This is a genomic window from Paraburkholderia sp. EG286B, from assembly GCF_040965655.1.
Lineage (GTDB): Bacteria > Pseudomonadota > Gammaproteobacteria > Burkholderiales > Burkholderiaceae > Paraburkholderia.
Window position 1 is genome coordinate 1 of record NZ_JBFRCF010000017.1, and the last position, 16,969, is coordinate 16,969.

Annotated in this window: 17 protein-coding genes; 8 read left to right on the top strand and 9 right to left on the bottom strand. The window is 60.0% G+C overall.

Annotated elements, in window-relative coordinates:
• The coding region (locus tag AB4Y42_RS30365) for an NAD(P)(+) transhydrogenase (Re/Si-specific) subunit beta (protein ID WP_368696217.1) at positions 1-194 on the top strand (194 nt) is incomplete at its 5' end.
• A gap of 21 nt (positions 195-215) precedes the next feature.
• On the top strand, positions 216-437 hold the full coding sequence (locus AB4Y42_RS30370; protein ID WP_368689875.1) for a hypothetical protein: 222 nt from the start codon (positions 216-218) through the stop codon (positions 435-437).
• Positions 438-954: 517 nt separating this feature from the next.
• On the opposite strand, the gene AB4Y42_RS30375 is transcribed toward AB4Y42_RS30370, so the two are convergent.
• Positions 955-1,719 carry an SDR family NAD(P)-dependent oxidoreductase gene (locus tag AB4Y42_RS30375; RefSeq protein ID WP_368689876.1) on the bottom strand — a complete coding sequence of 255 codons (765 nt, stop codon included), beginning with the start codon at positions 1,717-1,719 and terminating at the stop codon, positions 955-957.
• Between the two features lie 247 nt (positions 1,720-1,966).
• Between AB4Y42_RS30375 and AB4Y42_RS30380 the strand changes: the two genes are divergently transcribed.
• The gene (locus AB4Y42_RS30380; RefSeq protein WP_368689877.1) at positions 1,967-2,761 is read left to right on the top strand and encodes an IclR family transcriptional regulator; all 795 of its coding nucleotides are present in this window, start codon (positions 1,967-1,969) and stop codon (positions 2,759-2,761) included.
• Positions 2,762-2,866: 105 nt separating this feature from the next.
• On the opposite strand, the gene AB4Y42_RS30385 is transcribed toward AB4Y42_RS30380, so the two are convergent.
• A complete protein-coding gene (locus AB4Y42_RS30385; protein WP_368696218.1) occupies positions 2,867-4,288 on the bottom strand; it encodes an MFS transporter in 1,422 nt (473 codons plus the stop codon).
• A gap of 238 nt (positions 4,289-4,526) precedes the next feature.
• Between AB4Y42_RS30385 and AB4Y42_RS30390 the strand changes: the two genes are divergently transcribed.
• From AB4Y42_RS30390 to AB4Y42_RS30400, 3 genes are all read left to right on the top strand, one after another.
• Positions 4,527-5,723, top strand: coding sequence for an amidohydrolase family protein (locus AB4Y42_RS30390; protein ID WP_368689879.1), 1,197 nt, complete (start codon positions 4,527-4,529; stop codon positions 5,721-5,723).
• A gap of 104 nt (positions 5,724-5,827) precedes the next feature.
• Positions 5,828-6,622 carry an enoyl-CoA hydratase/isomerase family protein gene (locus tag AB4Y42_RS30395; RefSeq protein WP_368696219.1) on the top strand — a complete coding sequence of 265 codons (795 nt, stop codon included), beginning with the start codon at positions 5,828-5,830 and terminating at the stop codon, positions 6,620-6,622.
• Between the two features lie 37 nt (positions 6,623-6,659).
• On the top strand, positions 6,660-7,355 hold the full coding sequence (locus AB4Y42_RS30400; protein ID WP_368689880.1) for an SDR family NAD(P)-dependent oxidoreductase: 696 nt from the start codon (positions 6,660-6,662) through the stop codon (positions 7,353-7,355).
• A 64-nt stretch (positions 7,356-7,419) separates the two neighbouring features.
• Here the strand turns inward: AB4Y42_RS30400 and AB4Y42_RS30405 are convergent, their stop codons facing one another.
• Positions 7,420-8,571 (bottom strand): NADH:flavin oxidoreductase, encoded by a 1,152-nt coding sequence (locus tag AB4Y42_RS30405; protein ID WP_368696319.1) that lies wholly within the window; start codon positions 8,569-8,571, stop codon positions 7,420-7,422.
• A gap of 53 nt (positions 8,572-8,624) precedes the next feature.
• Here AB4Y42_RS30405 and AB4Y42_RS30410 point away from each other — a divergent pair, with 53 nt between their 5' ends.
• Positions 8,625-9,143, top strand: coding sequence for a PaaI family thioesterase (locus tag AB4Y42_RS30410; protein WP_368696220.1), 519 nt, complete (start codon positions 8,625-8,627; stop codon positions 9,141-9,143).
• A gap of 30 nt (positions 9,144-9,173) precedes the next feature.
• Here the strand turns inward: AB4Y42_RS30410 and AB4Y42_RS30415 are convergent, their stop codons facing one another.
• From AB4Y42_RS30415 to AB4Y42_RS30440, 6 genes are all read right to left on the bottom strand, one after another.
• Positions 9,174-9,872: a TetR/AcrR family transcriptional regulator gene (locus tag AB4Y42_RS30415; RefSeq protein ID WP_368689882.1), complete on the bottom strand. Its 699-nt coding sequence runs from the start codon at positions 9,870-9,872 to the stop codon at positions 9,174-9,176.
• A gap of 115 nt (positions 9,873-9,987) precedes the next feature.
• Positions 9,988-11,352 carry a hypothetical protein gene (locus AB4Y42_RS30420; protein ID WP_368689883.1) on the bottom strand — a complete coding sequence of 455 codons (1,365 nt, stop codon included), beginning with the start codon at positions 11,350-11,352 and terminating at the stop codon, positions 9,988-9,990.
• 31 nt (positions 11,353-11,383) lie between these two features.
• Positions 11,384-12,235: an oxidoreductase gene (locus AB4Y42_RS30425; protein WP_368696221.1), complete on the bottom strand. Its 852-nt coding sequence runs from the start codon at positions 12,233-12,235 to the stop codon at positions 11,384-11,386.
• A 37-nt stretch (positions 12,236-12,272) separates the two neighbouring features.
• Positions 12,273-13,658 carry a hypothetical protein gene (locus AB4Y42_RS30430; protein WP_368696222.1) on the bottom strand — a complete coding sequence of 462 codons (1,386 nt, stop codon included), beginning with the start codon at positions 13,656-13,658 and terminating at the stop codon, positions 12,273-12,275.
• Entirely contained in the window at positions 13,658-15,184 is a 1,527-nt protein-coding gene (locus AB4Y42_RS30435) for an acyl-CoA reductase (protein WP_368696223.1), read from the bottom strand. The genes AB4Y42_RS30430 and AB4Y42_RS30435 overlap by 1 nt, the downstream gene beginning before the upstream one ends.
• Before the next feature lie 12 nt (positions 15,185-15,196).
• Positions 15,197-15,694: a MarR family winged helix-turn-helix transcriptional regulator gene (locus tag AB4Y42_RS30440; protein WP_368689887.1), complete on the bottom strand. Its 498-nt coding sequence runs from the start codon at positions 15,692-15,694 to the stop codon at positions 15,197-15,199.
• 122 nt (positions 15,695-15,816) lie between these two features.
• Between AB4Y42_RS30440 and AB4Y42_RS30445 the strand changes: the two genes are divergently transcribed.
• Complete coding sequence (locus AB4Y42_RS30445) at positions 15,817-16,956, top strand: phosphotransferase (RefSeq protein ID WP_368696224.1); 1,140 nt, start codon at positions 15,817-15,819, stop codon at positions 16,954-16,956.
• Positions 16,957-16,969: the final 13 nt, after the last annotated feature.

The following is a 16,969-nucleotide window of genomic DNA, read 5'->3' on the forward strand; positions in this document are numbered from 1 at the left end:
ATGACCCGAAGTCGCCGATCGCGGGCATGCCGATCATCGAGGCGTACAAGGCGCGCACGATCATCGTGAACAAGCGCTCGATGGCGGCGGGCTACGCGGGCCTCGACAACGAGCTCTTCTACATGGACAAGACCATGATGGTGTTCGGCGACGCGAAGAAGGTGATCGAGGAGATGGTGAAGGCGGTGGAGTAAGCGGGAGCTAAAGGACGAATCATGACGACTGAGAATAGCAATAGCGGTATCGCAGACACAACCGAGGTAGAAGTCGGGTATCTCGAAGCGGGCGGGGATGCTTCAAATAGTTCACGCCTGCATCAACGATCGGACGCTGCCCAGCGCGGTGGAAAGTCACCCCAGTGGGCATGGGCCGTCTGCCGCAGCGAATACGACTGGATGGACGTGCACTTGCCGTTCTTCACATCGGAATGGTTCTAATTGCTTTCTTGAAAAGCGGCATCGAGATCGCAATTTTCACAACTCGCTTGAACCGCTAGCACAACGCCTGACCGTTGGTCAGGCGTTGTGCATGGAGTTCGGTCTGGTAAGTTTCCGCGTGGACTGCAACGTGCCGTGCTCGAAGTTCCCGGCCGACTCGGTCTGTCTTGGTGAGTGTCCTCCTCGCCGTCGCCCAAAAAATCCGTTCGTCGCTTTACGGCTTCGGGTGCGTCTCGACGTCGCGGTGTCCCCGCTGAAAATTGCCTAACACAACGGCGCAAAAAAAACCTTGGCTCGGTGTCCCGCAGCCAAGGTCAAACTCCACACGCTCTCGCGAAGTGTGCCGGAGGAGAAATATGTGACCACTTTCGATCTTCTTGGTAGGCGTCTCGTGCGAACTCGCCCTCGGATCGAGGTATCCCAATTAATGCAACGATTAGTTCAATTAAATTCTCTGCGACCGCTGAAAAATGCAACTTCCTGTTTCATATATTGCAACTGTGTTCAAAAAGACGCACTAAAGCATTGACTGTCCGCCGTCCACACTGATAGTCTGCCCCGTTATGAAATTAGCGTCGTCACTACACAGAAATGCAACTGTTCGTCCAATATCGAGCTCAGGATCGCCGAAGCGGCCAAGTGCGATTTCACCGAGATAGCGCGTGCGTTCCTGGGGATTGGCTTCGAGGTAGGCTTCAGCGGCTGGCGTGAGCGCTGCCGGGCAAATGACGTTGACGGTAATGCCATAGGCACCCCATTCGCGCGCGGCAACACGTGAAAGTCCACGAATGCCCTCCTTGGTTGCGGCGTACGCGCCGAATCCCTTGAGCCCTTCGATGCCTGTGCGCGAGCCGAAGTTGACGATGGCGCCGCGGCCCTGTGCCTTCATGTGCGGCAATACGGCCTGCATGAAATACAGCGTGCCGTACAAGCCGGACTCGAGTGTGTTGCTCCAGTCGTCGTCAGTAACGGATTCGAGCGGCACACCTGGGCTGCTGCTTTGTGCGTTGTTAATAAGCGCGTCTACGCGACCGAAACGCTCAATGGCAAGTTCGCCCGTGCGCACGGCGTCGGCTCGATTGCGCGTGTCACCAGGCACGACGAGCACTTGCGAGCCGAGGGCGCTCAATCCCTCGGCAGCATGCGTGAGTTTGCTCTCCGTGCGGCCAGTCAGCACCAGACTCGCGCCCTGGGTGGCAAGCGCGCGGGCAATGCCGAGTCCAACGCCTTGCCCGCCTCCGGTCACGATGACGACCTTTTCTGCCAGTTTTTTCGTGTGCATGTGTGATCCAGAAGTGAAGTTTGATGCCGCAGTTCGACACGCGAGCGTGCCACGTGGATGGTCCGGAAAGCGTTGCTCCCGCATTGCAATTTTGTGAACGTCGTTCAACTATATCTCAACCTTAATGCGGAGGCGCCCTGGCGTATTCCCGAATTCAGGCGGTGCAAAAGTGTGCCAAATTGTGATCGTTGTAAAACTATGTGAATAGTTCCCGTATAATCGATACAGTCAATTCATGGGGAAAATCATGTTAAAAGAGACCTCAGCGCCGGCGGACCGGGATGTCAGCGGGCCGCGCTCGCTGACCCGACTCCTCGGAATTTTCGATGTGCTGGCGAAGTCTCCGGAAGGGATGTCGCTGGCAGAACTGAATGTTGCCCTCGAGTCGCCGAAGAGCAGCCTGCTCAATCTACTGAGGCCTCTCGTGGCGGAAGGGTTTTTGATGCACGACGCAGGCCGCTATCGCCTGGGGCCTTCGATCTTCCGCTTGTCCGCCGGCGTGATGGCCGCGTGGAATTTCTCGAAGATGCTGCGCCCATTCCTGGTGGATCTCTCGAAGAGCACCAATGAAACCGTGTATATCGGCGTCCTTGATCACGAGCACAAAGAGATCACATATGTCGACGTGATCGAGAGCGAGCAATCCGTGCGCTATTCGATGCACATCGGTTTGCGTCGTCCGCTCTATTGCACGGCCGCGGGCCGCGTGCTGCTCGCCCATGCGCCGGACGCTTTCGTTGCCGACTACATGAAGACGGTCAAGTTCGAGCGCCGCACACCGCAAACGATCGCCACCAAGAAGGCACTGCGTGACGAACTCGATCACATCCTCGAATCCGGTTTGTCGGTGAGCCGTGGCGAATTGCTGCCGGACTCCGCGGGTGTGTCGTCACCGATCTTCGGGCCGAACGGTAACGTGATTGCGGCGATGGCGATTGGTGCGCCGCTCGAGCGTTTCGATCGCGAACGCCCGCAACTCGAGCAGAACATGATCAGGGTGGCGCAGCGTGCGTCTGCATTGGGTCAAGCCGAAGATGAGTGACCGGCCAGCGTGCCGAACATTGAAGCACATGCTTCAATGTTCGGCACGCAAGGCGAATTTGAAGAAGCGTTGGACCGGCGCGTAACAGATCGTTCGCAACGACGATCAACGGGCGTGACGCTTCGGCAGCATGCAAGCGATCAACAGTCCAACAATCGAACTGCAGGCAATGTAGACGAACACCGAAACATAGCCACTGTCGGCGGGAAACGACGCACCATCATGTTCCCCCGTCGCGCCGCGTAGCAGCACGAATACCACCTGGGCGCCTATCGCGAAGAAGCACGAGAAGAAGACATAGAGCATGCCCGTTGCCTCGCCTGTCTGATGCGCAGGGGTCGTTTCCACGATCTGGTTGTACAGCGCCGTGCTCGCGAAGGCGAGCCCGAACGAGCACAGGACCGCGCCTGGAACGAAGAGCAGCAGGCTGCGATGAAGCACGATCAGTGCGGCCCAGGCAAAGACCAATATGACCATGCCGATCAAGGCGGCGCGACGCGCCTTGTAGCGGGCCGCGACGCGGCCGCTCCACGGGCTCGCGACCATCGCGACGATGTTGACGCTGAACATCAGCAATCCGGCCGCTGTTGCGCTCAGCCCGAATCCGGCGTGCGTGCCGGCAGGCTGCTGGGCGAGCAGCGAGAAAACCTGTCCCAGTTGCATGGCGCCTGCCGCGAGGAATGCCATGCAGGCATTCGCCAGGATGACCTCGCGCGCCTTCAGCAGACGCACGTTGATGAGCGGATGACGCGCCTTGAGTTGATGCCGCGCCCATAGTCCCAGCACGACCATGCCGCCGACGATCAAACCCCAAAGCCGCGCATCGCCGAGCCCCCACGCGCGGATCTGTTGCACCGCGAAGAGGATCGCGCAGAGTGCTGGAGCGAACGCAAGGCTTCGAAGGTAGTCGATCCGGACGCTGGGATGCTGTGGCGACGCCGGCGTCCACGCGCGCACGGCAGCGACTGCCACGATGCAAAGCGCGACTTTGAACCAAAAGCCGCCTTGCCAGGAATAGTGATCCACGACGACGCCCGCACAAATGTAGACCAGCCCCGCGGATACCATGCCTGCAGCACTGATCAGGCCCACCGCGCCAGGCAGCCTCGCTGGTGGCAGGTTCTCGCGGACCAGGCCGATGGAGAGCGGCGTAATGCCTGCCGCGATCGATTGCATCGCGCACCCAGCGACGAGCATGCCGACATGGGTTGCACATGCGGCGACGACCGCGCCGGCGGCAGCGACCGACATCACCACGAGCAGGATGCGACGGTAGCCCAGCAAGTCACCGAGCCGCCCGCTCACCGCGGCGAAGACGGCCGAGCCGAGCCAGTATGCGGTAACCGTCCAGCTCACGGAGTTCGAAGCGGGAAAGGCTTTGTAGAGTGTGACCAGCACCGTATAGATAACGGTGATTCCCGACGAGGCTGCCACTGCGGCCAGCAGGATCGCCGTCGTGAACCCGCGCGGCGGACCGGCTACGGGTTGTGCTCGGTGTGCCTGCTGCGAGAGGACTTCAACTTGCATGAGCGTCTCCGGTTGTATGTATCGTTTCGAGTATACTCATATACGAACGATGTTCGTATTGATGATTTTCGGAGGATGCCATGTGCGAGCTTCGGAAATGGCGAGGGCGCCGACCGATATCAATTCGATATCGACGTTTCTGGGTTCGATATGAGAGTTTTTGGGCTGATGGCTTGAGCCGATACTTCTCTCAAGGGCGCACGTTCAGCAGCGCTCCCCCACAATCAGGAGAGAGTTCATGCAAGCGTATCAAGGGAAGATCTACGACGCGGACACGCACTTCTACGAAGTCGAGGACGCATACAGCCGCCATTTGCCCGAAAAGTTCAAGAAGGACTGGTCGTTTACCAGCCGTGTCACGGCCGACGGCAACCGCTGCATGTATGTCGGCGACCGCAAGGTGGAAATCAGCGAAGGCTACACCTCGGCCGAGGGGCACGTGCCGCCGCCGGGCAAGCTGCATGAATGGCTGCGCGCGATGAAGGACGGCAAGGACAACGTCGACATGCGTGTCGCCCCGACGCCGGACATGTTCAATCGCGACGCACGCCTGAAGAAGATGGACGAATTCGGCGTGGAGGCCTGCACGATGTACATCGGCGAAATGGTCGCGTGCATTTCGTACCTCAACGAGCCTGCCGCCGCAAATGCCGTGTTGCATGCGTATAACCAGTGGATGCTCGACGACTGGGGCTTCAACTACAAGGACCGGATCTACACGACACCGGTCGTCACGCTCGACGATCTCGACGCCGCTGTAGCCGAAGCAAAATGGCTGGTCGCGAACGGTGTCCGCGTAATCCTGATGCCGATGGGGCCGTTCAATGGCCGTGCGCCGGCCGACCCGTATTTCGATCCGTTCTGGTCGATCCTCAATGAAGCGGGCGTGCGTGTCACGTTCCACGTGTCGGAAGCGATCTACATGAAGGATCACATGGCGGTGTGGGGCGAGCCGGTGCAGCAGTCGCGCCAGCGTCAAACCGCCTTTGTCTGGATGCACGGTTACGGCGAGCGTCCGGTGATGGAAACGCTGTCATCGTTCATCTTCTACAATTTCTTCGAGCGTTTCCCGCGCGTCAAGCTGTGCAGCGCGGAAAACGGTGCCGAATGGGTGCCGTCGCTGCTCGTGAAAATGGACAAGTGCCGGGGCATGGCGAAGAATGGTTACTGGCCGTGCGGTCAACTGAAGAAGCGCCCGAGCCAGATCTTCAAGGAAAACGTGTTTGTAGTCGCGTATCCCGAGGACGACATCGGCCAGATCATCGCGCAAACCGGATCGTCGGACTTTCTGTTGATGGGCTCCGACTATCCGCACGCGGAAGGCGTGCCGGAGCCGAAAGACTTCGCGGCGGAAGCGCTCAATGGGCTTACCGAAGAAGACACGCGCAAGATCATGTACGACAACGGCCGCAGGTTCATTCCGCTGCAGGTGTAATCGAAGTCGCGCGGGGCGCCGGTGCAGCGGGAATCGCATCCGGCGTTTGCGCGGCGGCGCAACCCGTCGTCCCGCGCGGTCTCTTCTTTGTGAACAGGTAAGCCATGAATATTTCGGACTATAAGGCGTTAATGCTCGAACGCGACGGCGGCGTCCTGACCGTCACGCTCAACCGCCCCGAAACGCTGAATGCGTTTGACGAGCAGATGGACATCGAGATGTCGCGGCTCTTTCTCGATGTCGCGGAGGACGACGAGACCCGTGTTGTCGTGTTGACGGGCGCTGGGCGCGCATTCAGCGCGGGCGGTGATATCGAGCACATGCAGCAGGTCATCGACAACCCGGCGTTGTTTCTGGAAGGCATGCAGCGCGCCAAGAAAATCGTCTTCTCGATGCTCGATTGTCCGAAGCCGGTCATCGCGAAGATCAATGGTCATGCAATTGGTCTGGGCGCGACGATCGCGTTGTTCTCGGATCTGAGCTACGCGGCCAATCACGCGAAGATCGGCGATCCGCACGTGAAAGTCGGCTTCGTAGCGGGCGATGGCGGCGCGGTGATCTGGCCGCAGCTCGTCGGCTACGCGAAGGCCAAGGAATACCTCCTGACGGGTGACCTCCTCACCGCAGAAGAGGCGGCGCGTCTGGGGCTCATCAATTACGCCGTGCCGGCTGACGAACTCGTTGCCGTTGTCGATGCCATGGCGAAGCGGCTGGCAAACGGAGCCGCGCGTGCGATTCAATGGACCAAGGCTTCAATCAACATCGGACTCAAGCAACTCGCGCATTCGATTCTCGATGCGTCGATCGCCTACGAGGCGCTGTCGAATTTGACTGAAGACCACCAGGAAGCGGTCAACGCGTTTCGCGAGAAACGTGAGCCGGTTTTCAAGGGACGTTGATTTTTTCGCGCCCGAAGCGGCGAGGGAGTGATCGGACATGCAACGGGTAGTAGTGGTAACCGGTGGCTTCGGCACATTGGGACGCGCGGTGGGCCGGGTATTTGCCGACAATGGCTGGAAGGTCGCGCTGATCGACAAGGCGCCTGCGCCGGAGGGCGCGAGCGCGGAGCAACTACACGCCTCCTGGTGGCGAGGCGGCGTGGAACTGACTGACCTGGACGCGGCGCGCGCGGCGTTTTCGGCGACTGTCGAGCAGCTTGGCAAGCTCGATGCCGTCGTCAACATAGCCGGCGGATTTCGCTGGGAAACACTGGCGGACGGCTCCCTCGAGACGTGGGATTTGATGTATCAGATGAACGTGCGGACGGCCGCAACGGCATCGAAAGCGGCGTTGGACTATCTTGCTGTCGGCGCGCACGGCGGTCGCATTGTCAACATTGGCGCTGGCGCCGCACTCAAGGCAGGTATGGGAATGGGTGCGTACACGGCGTCGAAGTCGGGGGTGATGCGTTTGACGGAGGCGCTAGCCGAAGAGCTCAAGGATCGTTCAATTACCGTGAACGCGATCCTGCCGGGCGTTATCGACACGCCGCAAAACCGCAACGACATGCCCGATGCAGACTTTTCACGTTGGGTACGGCCCGAGGAAATCGCGAACGTGATTCTTTTTCTCGCTTCCGAAGCTGCGTCGGGGGTAACCGGTGCATTGATTCCGGTTACTGGGCGCACCTGAAGATTGGCAGGCCACCAACAGCAGTTGACGCCTGATACAGGGGCGTCAACTGCAAAACTGCATTTCAGGTGAGGCGCGCGAGCGAATCGTTGCTGAATCCGAGAAACGGCTCGCCAAGGCGGGCACGCCGGGCCCAGTTCGGGTCGTGCAGAAGCGAACGTCCTACGCCAACAAGGTCAAACTCGTTGCGCGAGAAACGATCCAGCAGTGGTGTTAGGTCGGGTTGTGCCGATGTCTCGGCTCCGGCCATGGAATCGTAGTATCCCTTATTAATGCCGATTCCGCCCACCGCCATAGAATACCGGCCGGTCACTTTCTTTACCCAGCCTGCGAGATTCATCTCCGAGCCCGGGAATTCCGCGCGATTGAAATAACGCGTACTCGCCTCGAAGATATCGACGCCAGCATCTGCGAGCGGTGCGAGGATCTGTTCGAGCTCGTGCGGATCGTTGGCGAGGCGCGCCCGGAAATCCTGCTGTTTCCACTGTGAAAAGCGGAATGTAATCGGCATCGTATAGCCGATCGCTTCGCGTATCGCGCGCACGACTTCGGCGGAAAAGCGGCTGCGCGCCACGAGATCCTTACCCCATTTGTCCGTGCGTTGATTGGTCTCAGCCCAAAGGAACGCATCGATCAGATAGCCGTGCCCTCCGTGGATGGCAATGCCGTCGAATCCGGCGGCCTTCGCAAAAGTTGCACTTCGACCGTAGGCGGCGATGACGTCCGCGATCTCGGTGTCGGTCATTGGCCGGGTTGGTGGCATCACCCGCTCCATGTAGCCCGCGTTGAGAGAAGTCGTGCATCCGGACGGCCCCCACAGTCCCGATGGCCGTAGTGGCGCGACGGCGGGGAAGGGCCCTGTGTTCGCCTCTTTCATCGGTCCCATATGCCACAGTTGCGGAAAGATGACGCCGCCGCTTGCGTGAACTTCATTCGTCACACGCCGCCACGCGGCAACCGATTCTGCTCCGGCGAGTACGGGAATTGAATTCTCGCCGAGTCCGGCTTCGCCCAGGGCTGCCGGATGATCGACACCAACACCTTCCGTGATGATAAGGCCAGTCTCGCCCTGCGCGCGACGCTTGTAGTAGGCGGCAACGTCACTGCCGGGCAGTCCATTGGGCGAAAAACCGCGAGTCATGGGTGACATGACGATGCGGTTGGCAAGCGTGACGCCTCGAACAACGAGTGGCGTAAAGAGCGATCCGATGTCCATATTCATTCAGATAATTGACTTGCGTACGAATAATGATACGCTATGTCTCGCCCATGAAAAAGCAATTATTGGTGCCGGTCACCTACGGCGCGAAGAGGAGAGTGGCATTGGAACAAGCACACGCACTGGCGGTAGAGGCGCTTGAAGAGAGCGAGGAAAAGCCCATTCCGGAGGGCTTTGCATTGATGCCGGAATTTGGCCCCTTCCATCAGATGTTCGGTCCTACTTATTTTCGCAAGAGCGAGCGTGGACACGTCGTCGGTATGTACGTGCGCGAAGCGCATCGGAATCTCGGCCAGATGATGCACGGCGGCGCCGTTTGCATGCTGGCGGATACGGCCATTACGTGGGCAAGCAAGTATTCGCGTCAACCGGCCGTAAGGGTGTTGACGACGGGCTTGATGGTCAACTTCATGGGCAACGCTGAACCGGGCGACTGGGTGGAAGCCCATGTCGACGTTCTGCGTTCTGGGAAACGGGTGATCTTCTCGGACTGCCGGATCTGGGCCAATGCGAAATGCATTGCCCAGGCATCCGGGCAGTTTCAGGTGATGGGGGAAGTCGGCAGCTAGTCTGCCGGCGAGGCAGGCGCGCGACGAACGTTACTGCATTGCCCTGGCCCGAACCTTATCGAGCGTTGCGCGATACTTCCAGGCGGTCAACAGGATCCGATGAATCCTCTCGGCCCTACGCTTGCGTTCAGCGCGCGTAGTCTGGATCGCAAGGTGCACTTCGGGGGCGCCAGTGACCAGCGTGAGGAGATCACGTGCCGCGTTCGCAGGATCGTCGATGTCGATCGTTCCATTGGCCGCTGCCGCTTCCAGAACGGCCGTAAGCGGCTCCAGCATCGTCACCACGAACTGCAGAAACTGCCTTGCGACATCCGGAAAACGTATCGCCTCGCCAATGACCATGCGTGAAGTGTGAATGCTGTCCGGTATTGCCATGTGTTCGACGAGCGCATCGATCAGGGATGCCAGGTTGGTCGAAAAATCGCGGCCGGGCTCCAGGTGCTGATCGATCTTGCCGCGCAAGTCGGACATACCGCGCCAGACGATAGAGCGAAAAAGCTCTTCCTTCGTGCCGAACTGGCGGTAAACGGTAGTTTTGCTGACACCGGCCAGTGATGCGATTTCATCGACCCTGGCGGCACCGAAACCTTCCCTCATGAAGACCGTTTTGGCGGCGTCGAGCAGGCGCTCGCGCAACTGGACCGCGTCGTCGTGGGTGGGCCGGCCGGCCGTTCGAGGTTTGCCCGCCGCAGCGAGCCGCGAGGCTCCGTCGGGAGCCTGAACTGCCATAGGTTTGGACATCGTTGAGCTTTTGATGACGGAATTAGTGCATCAGTATACTCACGAGCGCCAGGGGGTGCCAATACTGGCACCCCCTGGACCCCGCAGTTGCTCGCGGCCGAAATCAAACGTTGATCATCCCACGCACATACGATTCCATCGTGCCCGCGCAAGAGAGCTTGTCTTCGCCTTCTTCGAGGTCGGCATAGCGGCCGACCCGCCTGACCAGCGGTCCCTGGAGTCCGTCGGTGCTCCCCTCCGGCGAGAAGTCCACAGTGACTTTGTCGCCGGTGATGAAGCCGCCCCAGTATCCCTCGGCAAGCAGGTCAAAAAACGCGAAACGGCCCTCGGCAACGCCGCGCCCATCCGACGGATTCAGTAGTTGCTCGCCGGCTTTGTCGAGCACGAACGGAACGATCCAGGGGCAGATTGCGTAGCCCTGTGCCACCTCCGACCAGGGGCCAGTCCCGATCATTTCGGACATGCCATAGCTATTCTGGACGTTCTCCGGGCGGATGCCATAGAAGCGTGTGATCTGCTCCCGATAGTCGGTGGGTGCCGAGGTGCCCTTCAATCCGCCGCCGGTCGTGATCACCGTGTCGGGGTGGCAGATTCCATCGGTGATGCCGCGATGGCGGGCGCGCTCCACGAGCGTCCAGTGTAACGACCAGTTGCCCTGTACGAGAACGGGGACGTTGCGCTGCGCGACAAGCTTGTCGAGAAAGCTGTCGATCATCGCGCCAGTATGGCGCTGGCGCGCCACCGCATGCTCCTGAAAAGCCGCGACTTCACTGGGTTTGGCGGAACCGTCGGCGATTGCGCGACGCATGCGACCCATCGAGATCGTTGCGGAAGCAAGCACAGGTTCGTCGAACATCAGCGTGTTTTCGGCGCCAAGTCGCTTCGCAGCGCCAAGTACCGGTTCGATGTGACGATGCGCGCCGGCAGGCGGCATCATCAGGAATACGGGGCGCTTGCCGAAATCGCGGCGGATCAGTTCGTTACCGTGAACGCCGAGTTTCACACACGACTCGGTGACGTTCTCAAGATCGGCTCGCGTCTGGTTGATGAAGCTGCATTTCCCGGATGTGCCGCTCGAGCTGAACACGTAGTGCCCCGCTTCGCGCAACCGTTCCATCCACGCGTCGACGTCTTCCACGCCCGTCATATCCACTTCGCTCACCGGGGTGCTGGAAAGCGTCTGCAGCCAGGCCGCCAGGTGCTTCCAGCGGCCGTTGTCGATGAATTGCTCGGGGTAGCTCTTGTAGATCTGATGCGCGAACAGGAGAGGAACCATGTCCTCATGGCGGTTGATGGTTTCAACGCCCATATCGTCCGCGCGGCGGCGCAGCAGCCTGATCTGGTTGCGGCGCTCGGCGAAACGCTCCTTCATGGCGGCGAGCTGAATCTCGCGAAGGTTCTCAGGGTGATTGCGGAACGGATCGGCGTCACCGCGAAGCATTGCGTAAAATGAGTCCAGTGCGGACATGTCGTCTCCCGGGCAACGAGCTTCTGCGGCGTTAGTGATCAAAGTCAGTGGAACTCGACACGTCGAGCCACGCTTCAAGATTGTCCTGTACGGACGCGAGCTTCTTTCGGACGACGTCGACGGCATCCGGGCCGAGCGGCAACCGCAACGGCGGGTTCTCCGCAGACACCGCGCGCACGACGGCGGCGGCGGCCTTGGCTGGATCTCCCGCCTGCGTGCCGTGGTAGCCACCCATCATCTGGCGCATTTTGCCCACCGTTTCAGCGTAGGCAGGCGATTCGATCTCGCTCCATTTCAGCGAGCCACCCGCGAAATTCGTGCGAAAACCGCCGGGTTCGACGATGGTCACGTGAACTCCGAACGGCTTCAGTTCTCGTGCGAGCGATTCGGACAGGCCTTCGATCGCGTGTTTCGAGGCGCAATAGAAACTGCAACCCGTGATGCCGATAACTCCTGCCACCGAGGAAAAGTTCACGATATGCCCGCGCTTTCGCTCGCGAAAATGGGGCAGCACGGCGCGGATCACGTTGACCGTGCCGAACACGTTGGTATCGAAGAGCTGACGCGCTTCCTTGTCCGATACTTCTTCGAGTGCACCAAAGAGGCCGTAGCCCGCATTGTTCACCAGAACGTCGATGGTGCCCGCCCGGCCAAGGGCCTGCTCGACGGTGCAGGGCACCGAAGCGGCATCGGTGACGTCGAGTAACACGCCGTAGGCGCGCCCGGGCGCGAGATTTTCGAAAGGCGCTATCTGCGTGTCGTTACGCACGGTGCCTACCACCTTGTCACCGCGTGCGAGGACCGCTTCCGCAAGGGATCGGCCGAAGCCGGACGAAACGCCTGTGATGAACCACACGGCCGGATTTGTCGTTTGCTCAGTCATTGTTGAATAGGTCTACGTAGTATGGGGAGGAGTTGGCTCATTTCGCGGTACGGGCTTCGGTCATATCCGCGATCTCTCCGCGGACATAGGCGTCGATCGTTCCGGCACACGACAGCTTGTCATCGCCGCCGGGCAGATCCTTGTAGCGCACCACGTCGCGTATGACGGGTGTTCGCACGCCGTCGATGCCATGGCCGAACTCCACGGTGACCTTGTCCCCGCTGATGACACCGCCCCAGCGGCCGTCGGCGAGCAGATCGATCATCGCAAGCCGTCCTTCGACGACACCTTTTCCGTCACGCGGATTCAGCAACTGCTCGCCGGTGGAATCGAGCACCAGCGGGACGAGCCAAGGCGGTACCGTCCACGCCTTCGCTTCATGGAACCACGGGCAGAACCCCGATACTTCGCCCATGCCGTATCCATCGTTGAAATTGGTCGCGTTGAAATTGAAGAAGCGTTCGCACTGCTGCTGGAAATCTTCCGGCAAATTCGCACCCTTCTTGCCGCCGCCGATACTGATGATCGTGTCGGGGTGGAAGTCACCGTCGGGAATGCCTCGTTCGCGCGCCGTGGCTACGATCTGGTAGAGCATGCCCATCATGCCCATGATGAACATCGGTTCGTGACGCCGCTCGAGCAACTCGTCGATGAAGCGCCGGAAGTCGGCTTGCACACGCTCGGTGCGTTCACGATTTTCGTTCTGGAAGGCTTCGATTTCGCTAGGCAACGCGGTGCCGTCCGCAATCGCTCGACGCATGCGCGCCATGCGTGTGGTCTGGGCGGCGCTTTGTGGCACGTCCGACATGTAGTGAATGTCGCCCGGCAGGGCAATCGACTCGGCGAACTTCGCCATGCGCTCAGTGCCGGTGTAGGACCCGGAAGACGGCGTCAAAAGGTACGCGGGATAACGGCGCGACCGGTCGTGCATCGCGCTTGCCGCCCAGCGAATACCCTGGTCGAGCAGGCGCCAGCCGAGCTCACGGTCGGTTTCACTCTGGTAGATGAACGACTGCTTCCCCGAGGTGCCGCTCGAACTCATTACGTAGTGGCCGTTGCGGCGCAGCTCGTTGATCCAGCCGTCGAGATTGTCGACCTTACTGTAGTCGATCCCATCGATCTTGTTCGTCGTAAGGGTTTGAAGCCATGCCGTGAGGTGACGCCATTTGCCGTTTTCGATGAACGAATCGGGATAGCTCTTGTAGACGGCGTCGGCGAATAGCAGCGGAACTGCGTCGTCCAGCGTGCCAAGTTCCGTTACGCCTGCTTCGCTGGCCCGCTTGTCGAGAATGCGAATCTGTTGGCGGCGCTGCGCGAAGCGTTCCCGTACGGCTTGCAGCTGAACGGTATGGAGGTTCTCGGGCGCATTGCGAAAGGGGTCGTGAAGATCCGTGTATTGCAGGAGGGAGGAGAGGGCATTCATTATCGCGTCTCCTGCTGGTTCGGCCCCGATTCCTCCGAGACCCATTTCATGAATCGGTGGATCGGGAACATGCCGTCATGGGGGTAGCCACCCACGCCATCCGAAATCGATTCGCCCAAAGCGACCATGCGCTGTACGCCTGCGCATGCAAGGGCGTCGCGCACCTCGGTTACCCGATGCGGCGGATAGATACCGACGGTCTGCGTCGCGACAGTCGCGTAGCGCGCCCCGTCGCGCAAACTGCCCACGGGAACGACGTTGACGGTCTTGCAGATTGGGTGGAAGTCAACCATCTCGTCCGAGCGAATGACGAGACCCTTGCCGTCGTAGCCACCGAACACGCGATAAAGCGGCTCCATTTCACGCAGCACGTCGACGGCTTCGCGAATGTCGCTCGGCACCAGCGGGCCTTGGCCATCGCCATAACGGTAGTCCTCGCCGAGTGCGAGCGCGAGTTGCTCGCAGTAGCGGTCGGCGTCGTCTTCGCCGCCTTCGATGAACTGATAGCGGCTTGCATTGCACGCATCTTGGTTGAACGACAGCACATCGGCGGCGCCCGCACGTGCGACCTCGCGCAGAACCTCGTCGGAGCTGAACGCTTCGCGGCCGATCAGGGAGATGGACACCTTGGGGTCGAAGGCAACCAGTTCCAGACCCGGCCCCGCGTAGCGCATGACGTGGCGTACCGCGCTATCGCCTCCCCAAACGACGATCTTGTCGAAGTACTGCGGGCGATAAAGAATGGACTCGACGTTCTCGTCGCCTCCGCGCCAGTAGGCAGCGGAAAAGGACTGCGTGACGGGATGGTTCGGATCGATTTCGGCCATCGTGCGCAAAATCGCGGTGGCCGTAAACAGGTCGTTCGATGGCAGTTTGAGCAGATGCACGCCTTTCGTCAGCGCGGCGCGCATGACGGTCATAGCCGCGACCATCGGTGAATTTCCCGCCAGAATATGAACGAGCCTCGGCGGGAAGGCGCGCAGACGGCTAGGACGGCCGCGCAGCGTGCGTTCCACCCAGCCGTCGACGAGTCTCGCGTCGCCAAGGCTCACACGCAACTCGTCTTCGATTACCTCGCGCAAAAACAGGTTAGGTATGTCCCGATAGCAGTTTTCGAGGATCCGGCGTCCCAGGGGACTCACCTTGATCATCGATTCGAGTGCGGCCTGCATGAGCGGATTGACGTCGAGATGCAGGCGGGGACCGAGCTCGACGAGAAAATCAATAATCTGCTCGACAGGCACATCAAACGCAGGCCCCGACTCCGCACGCGGCCAGACGAGATCATCCAGTTCGATTTTGGGCGTGCAGAAACCCTGACCGAGATCTCGCGATACGTGCTTGATCGCATTTCCGGTGATCATACGGCCGCGGTAGACATGCGGAACCGGCAGCGGCGCGGAAGCCGACGCTTGCGTCGATGTCTCGGCCGGTCTTGCGGTCGTTTCAGTGTGCTCCATGAACTGCTCCTTTTTCAATTGGGTCAAGCGCTGAGCTTTGGAGGATTCGTCGCTCAATTCGGGCATGGACGTAGCCGTTCAGCTCAGGTTGACGATCATTCGCTCGAGAAGACGTTTGACGGTTGCGACTTCGTCCATCGTGAAGCCGTGAAGCTGGCGGTTGCTCGTTTCCACAATGTGCGGCAGGGTCTCGCGCAGCAATCCACGGCCGTTTGCCGTCAATGCGAGTTCGACGCTGCGTCTATCGGAAATGCTTCGGATGCGCTCGATCAATCCACGCTTCTCGAGTGAATCGAGCTTCCGGGTCATTGCCCCGCTGTCCGCGAGAAGAATGCGGCAGAGGGCGGTGGGCGTGCGTGCGCGCTCGTCGTAGAGCGCTTTCAGCACGCCCCACTGGAGAGCCGAAAGTCCGCTGGCGGCAAGCTTCCGGTCGATTTCGCTGCCCAGCAGAAGGTGAACCAGATTCATCTTGAAGGCCACGCTCTCTTCGGTTCGGTATTCCTCCGGGGCGAGCATTCTTGCTGGTTCGGCACCGGCGAAGTCATCGGCCAGTGTGGGTGAGTCAAGAAGATTCATCAGGTACCTGCCAAAAAAGTATCTGCATCTGGAGGCAACTATATGCACGCCATTCAAAATATGCAACGCTCGACGAGGTGTGGTTTTCCCCATGTTGCGGTCGAACGACTCTGTGCGCGACGATGCGCACGCGTCTTGCGTATCTCAATCGCCGGGGGGAAATCTTGTCTGCACTTGCTGTGATGAGTGACATGGCGTTGCCGGTCACGGTGGAAGGCGTGACCGCGCAATGGCTCACGTCGGCGCTCGCGTTTCGCTTCGTCGGCGTGGAAGTGACTTCGTGCAGCCACGTAGCCGTGCTGCCTGGAACCTCGACGAAAGTGCGCGTGGCGCTCGAGTACAACGATGTGGGCAGGGAGATGGCGCTGCCTTCGCGCATGATCGTAAAAGGTGGCTTTCAGGATCACAGCGAGTTAATGCAGGACATGTACCGCAACGAAATGCGCTTCTATCGTGATGTTTTGCCATTCATAAATATGAACGCGCCGAAATGCTTCTATGCGGGCGCGGATCCCGATCGATGGCAATCTGTCGTTGTGATGGAAGACCTCGAGCAGCGCGAAGCGCGCTTTTGCAGAGCGCAGCGATCGCAACGCTACGAAGAGGTGGGGCGGCGTCTGAGTGCGATGGCGCTCTATCACGCGCAAACATGGAACGGCGCCGAATTTGAAATGGGCGGCCGCTTTGATTGGGTCGGGGAGCGATTTTCCGACTGGTCGCTGGAATATCAGAATCGCTATCTGGAACCGGATGTGTGGGCCCACTACGTCTCGCTACCGCGAGGTGCCGCGGTGAGCCGATACCTGCACGATCGTGAATGGATGGTCGCAGCGCTCGCAGACATTGCGAGCCAGCACAAAGGCAAGCCGGTGTGTCTCATTCATGGCGACACGCATCTGGGCAACTTGTACGTTGAATCAGACGGAACGCCAGGCTTTTTCGATGCTCAGGTAAGCAGGGCGCCGTGGAGCCTGGAGGTCGCCTACCACATAGGCTGCGCGCTCGATATCGAAGACCGTCGCGCGTGGGAGCGGCCGCTGCTCGAACACTATTTATCGCAGTTGGCAGCCGGCGGAGTCGAGGCGCCCTCGTTCGACGAAGCTTGGGAGGACTATCGACGCGATCTCGCATACGGCTACTTCATCTTCGCCATCAACGAGACACGCTTCCAGACGGAGGCGGTGAACACGGCCTACGCGGCGCGCTTTGGCGCGGCATTGGTGGATCACGGCAGAGTAGGACCAGGTGATCGCATAGGCTGATAATGCAACTATA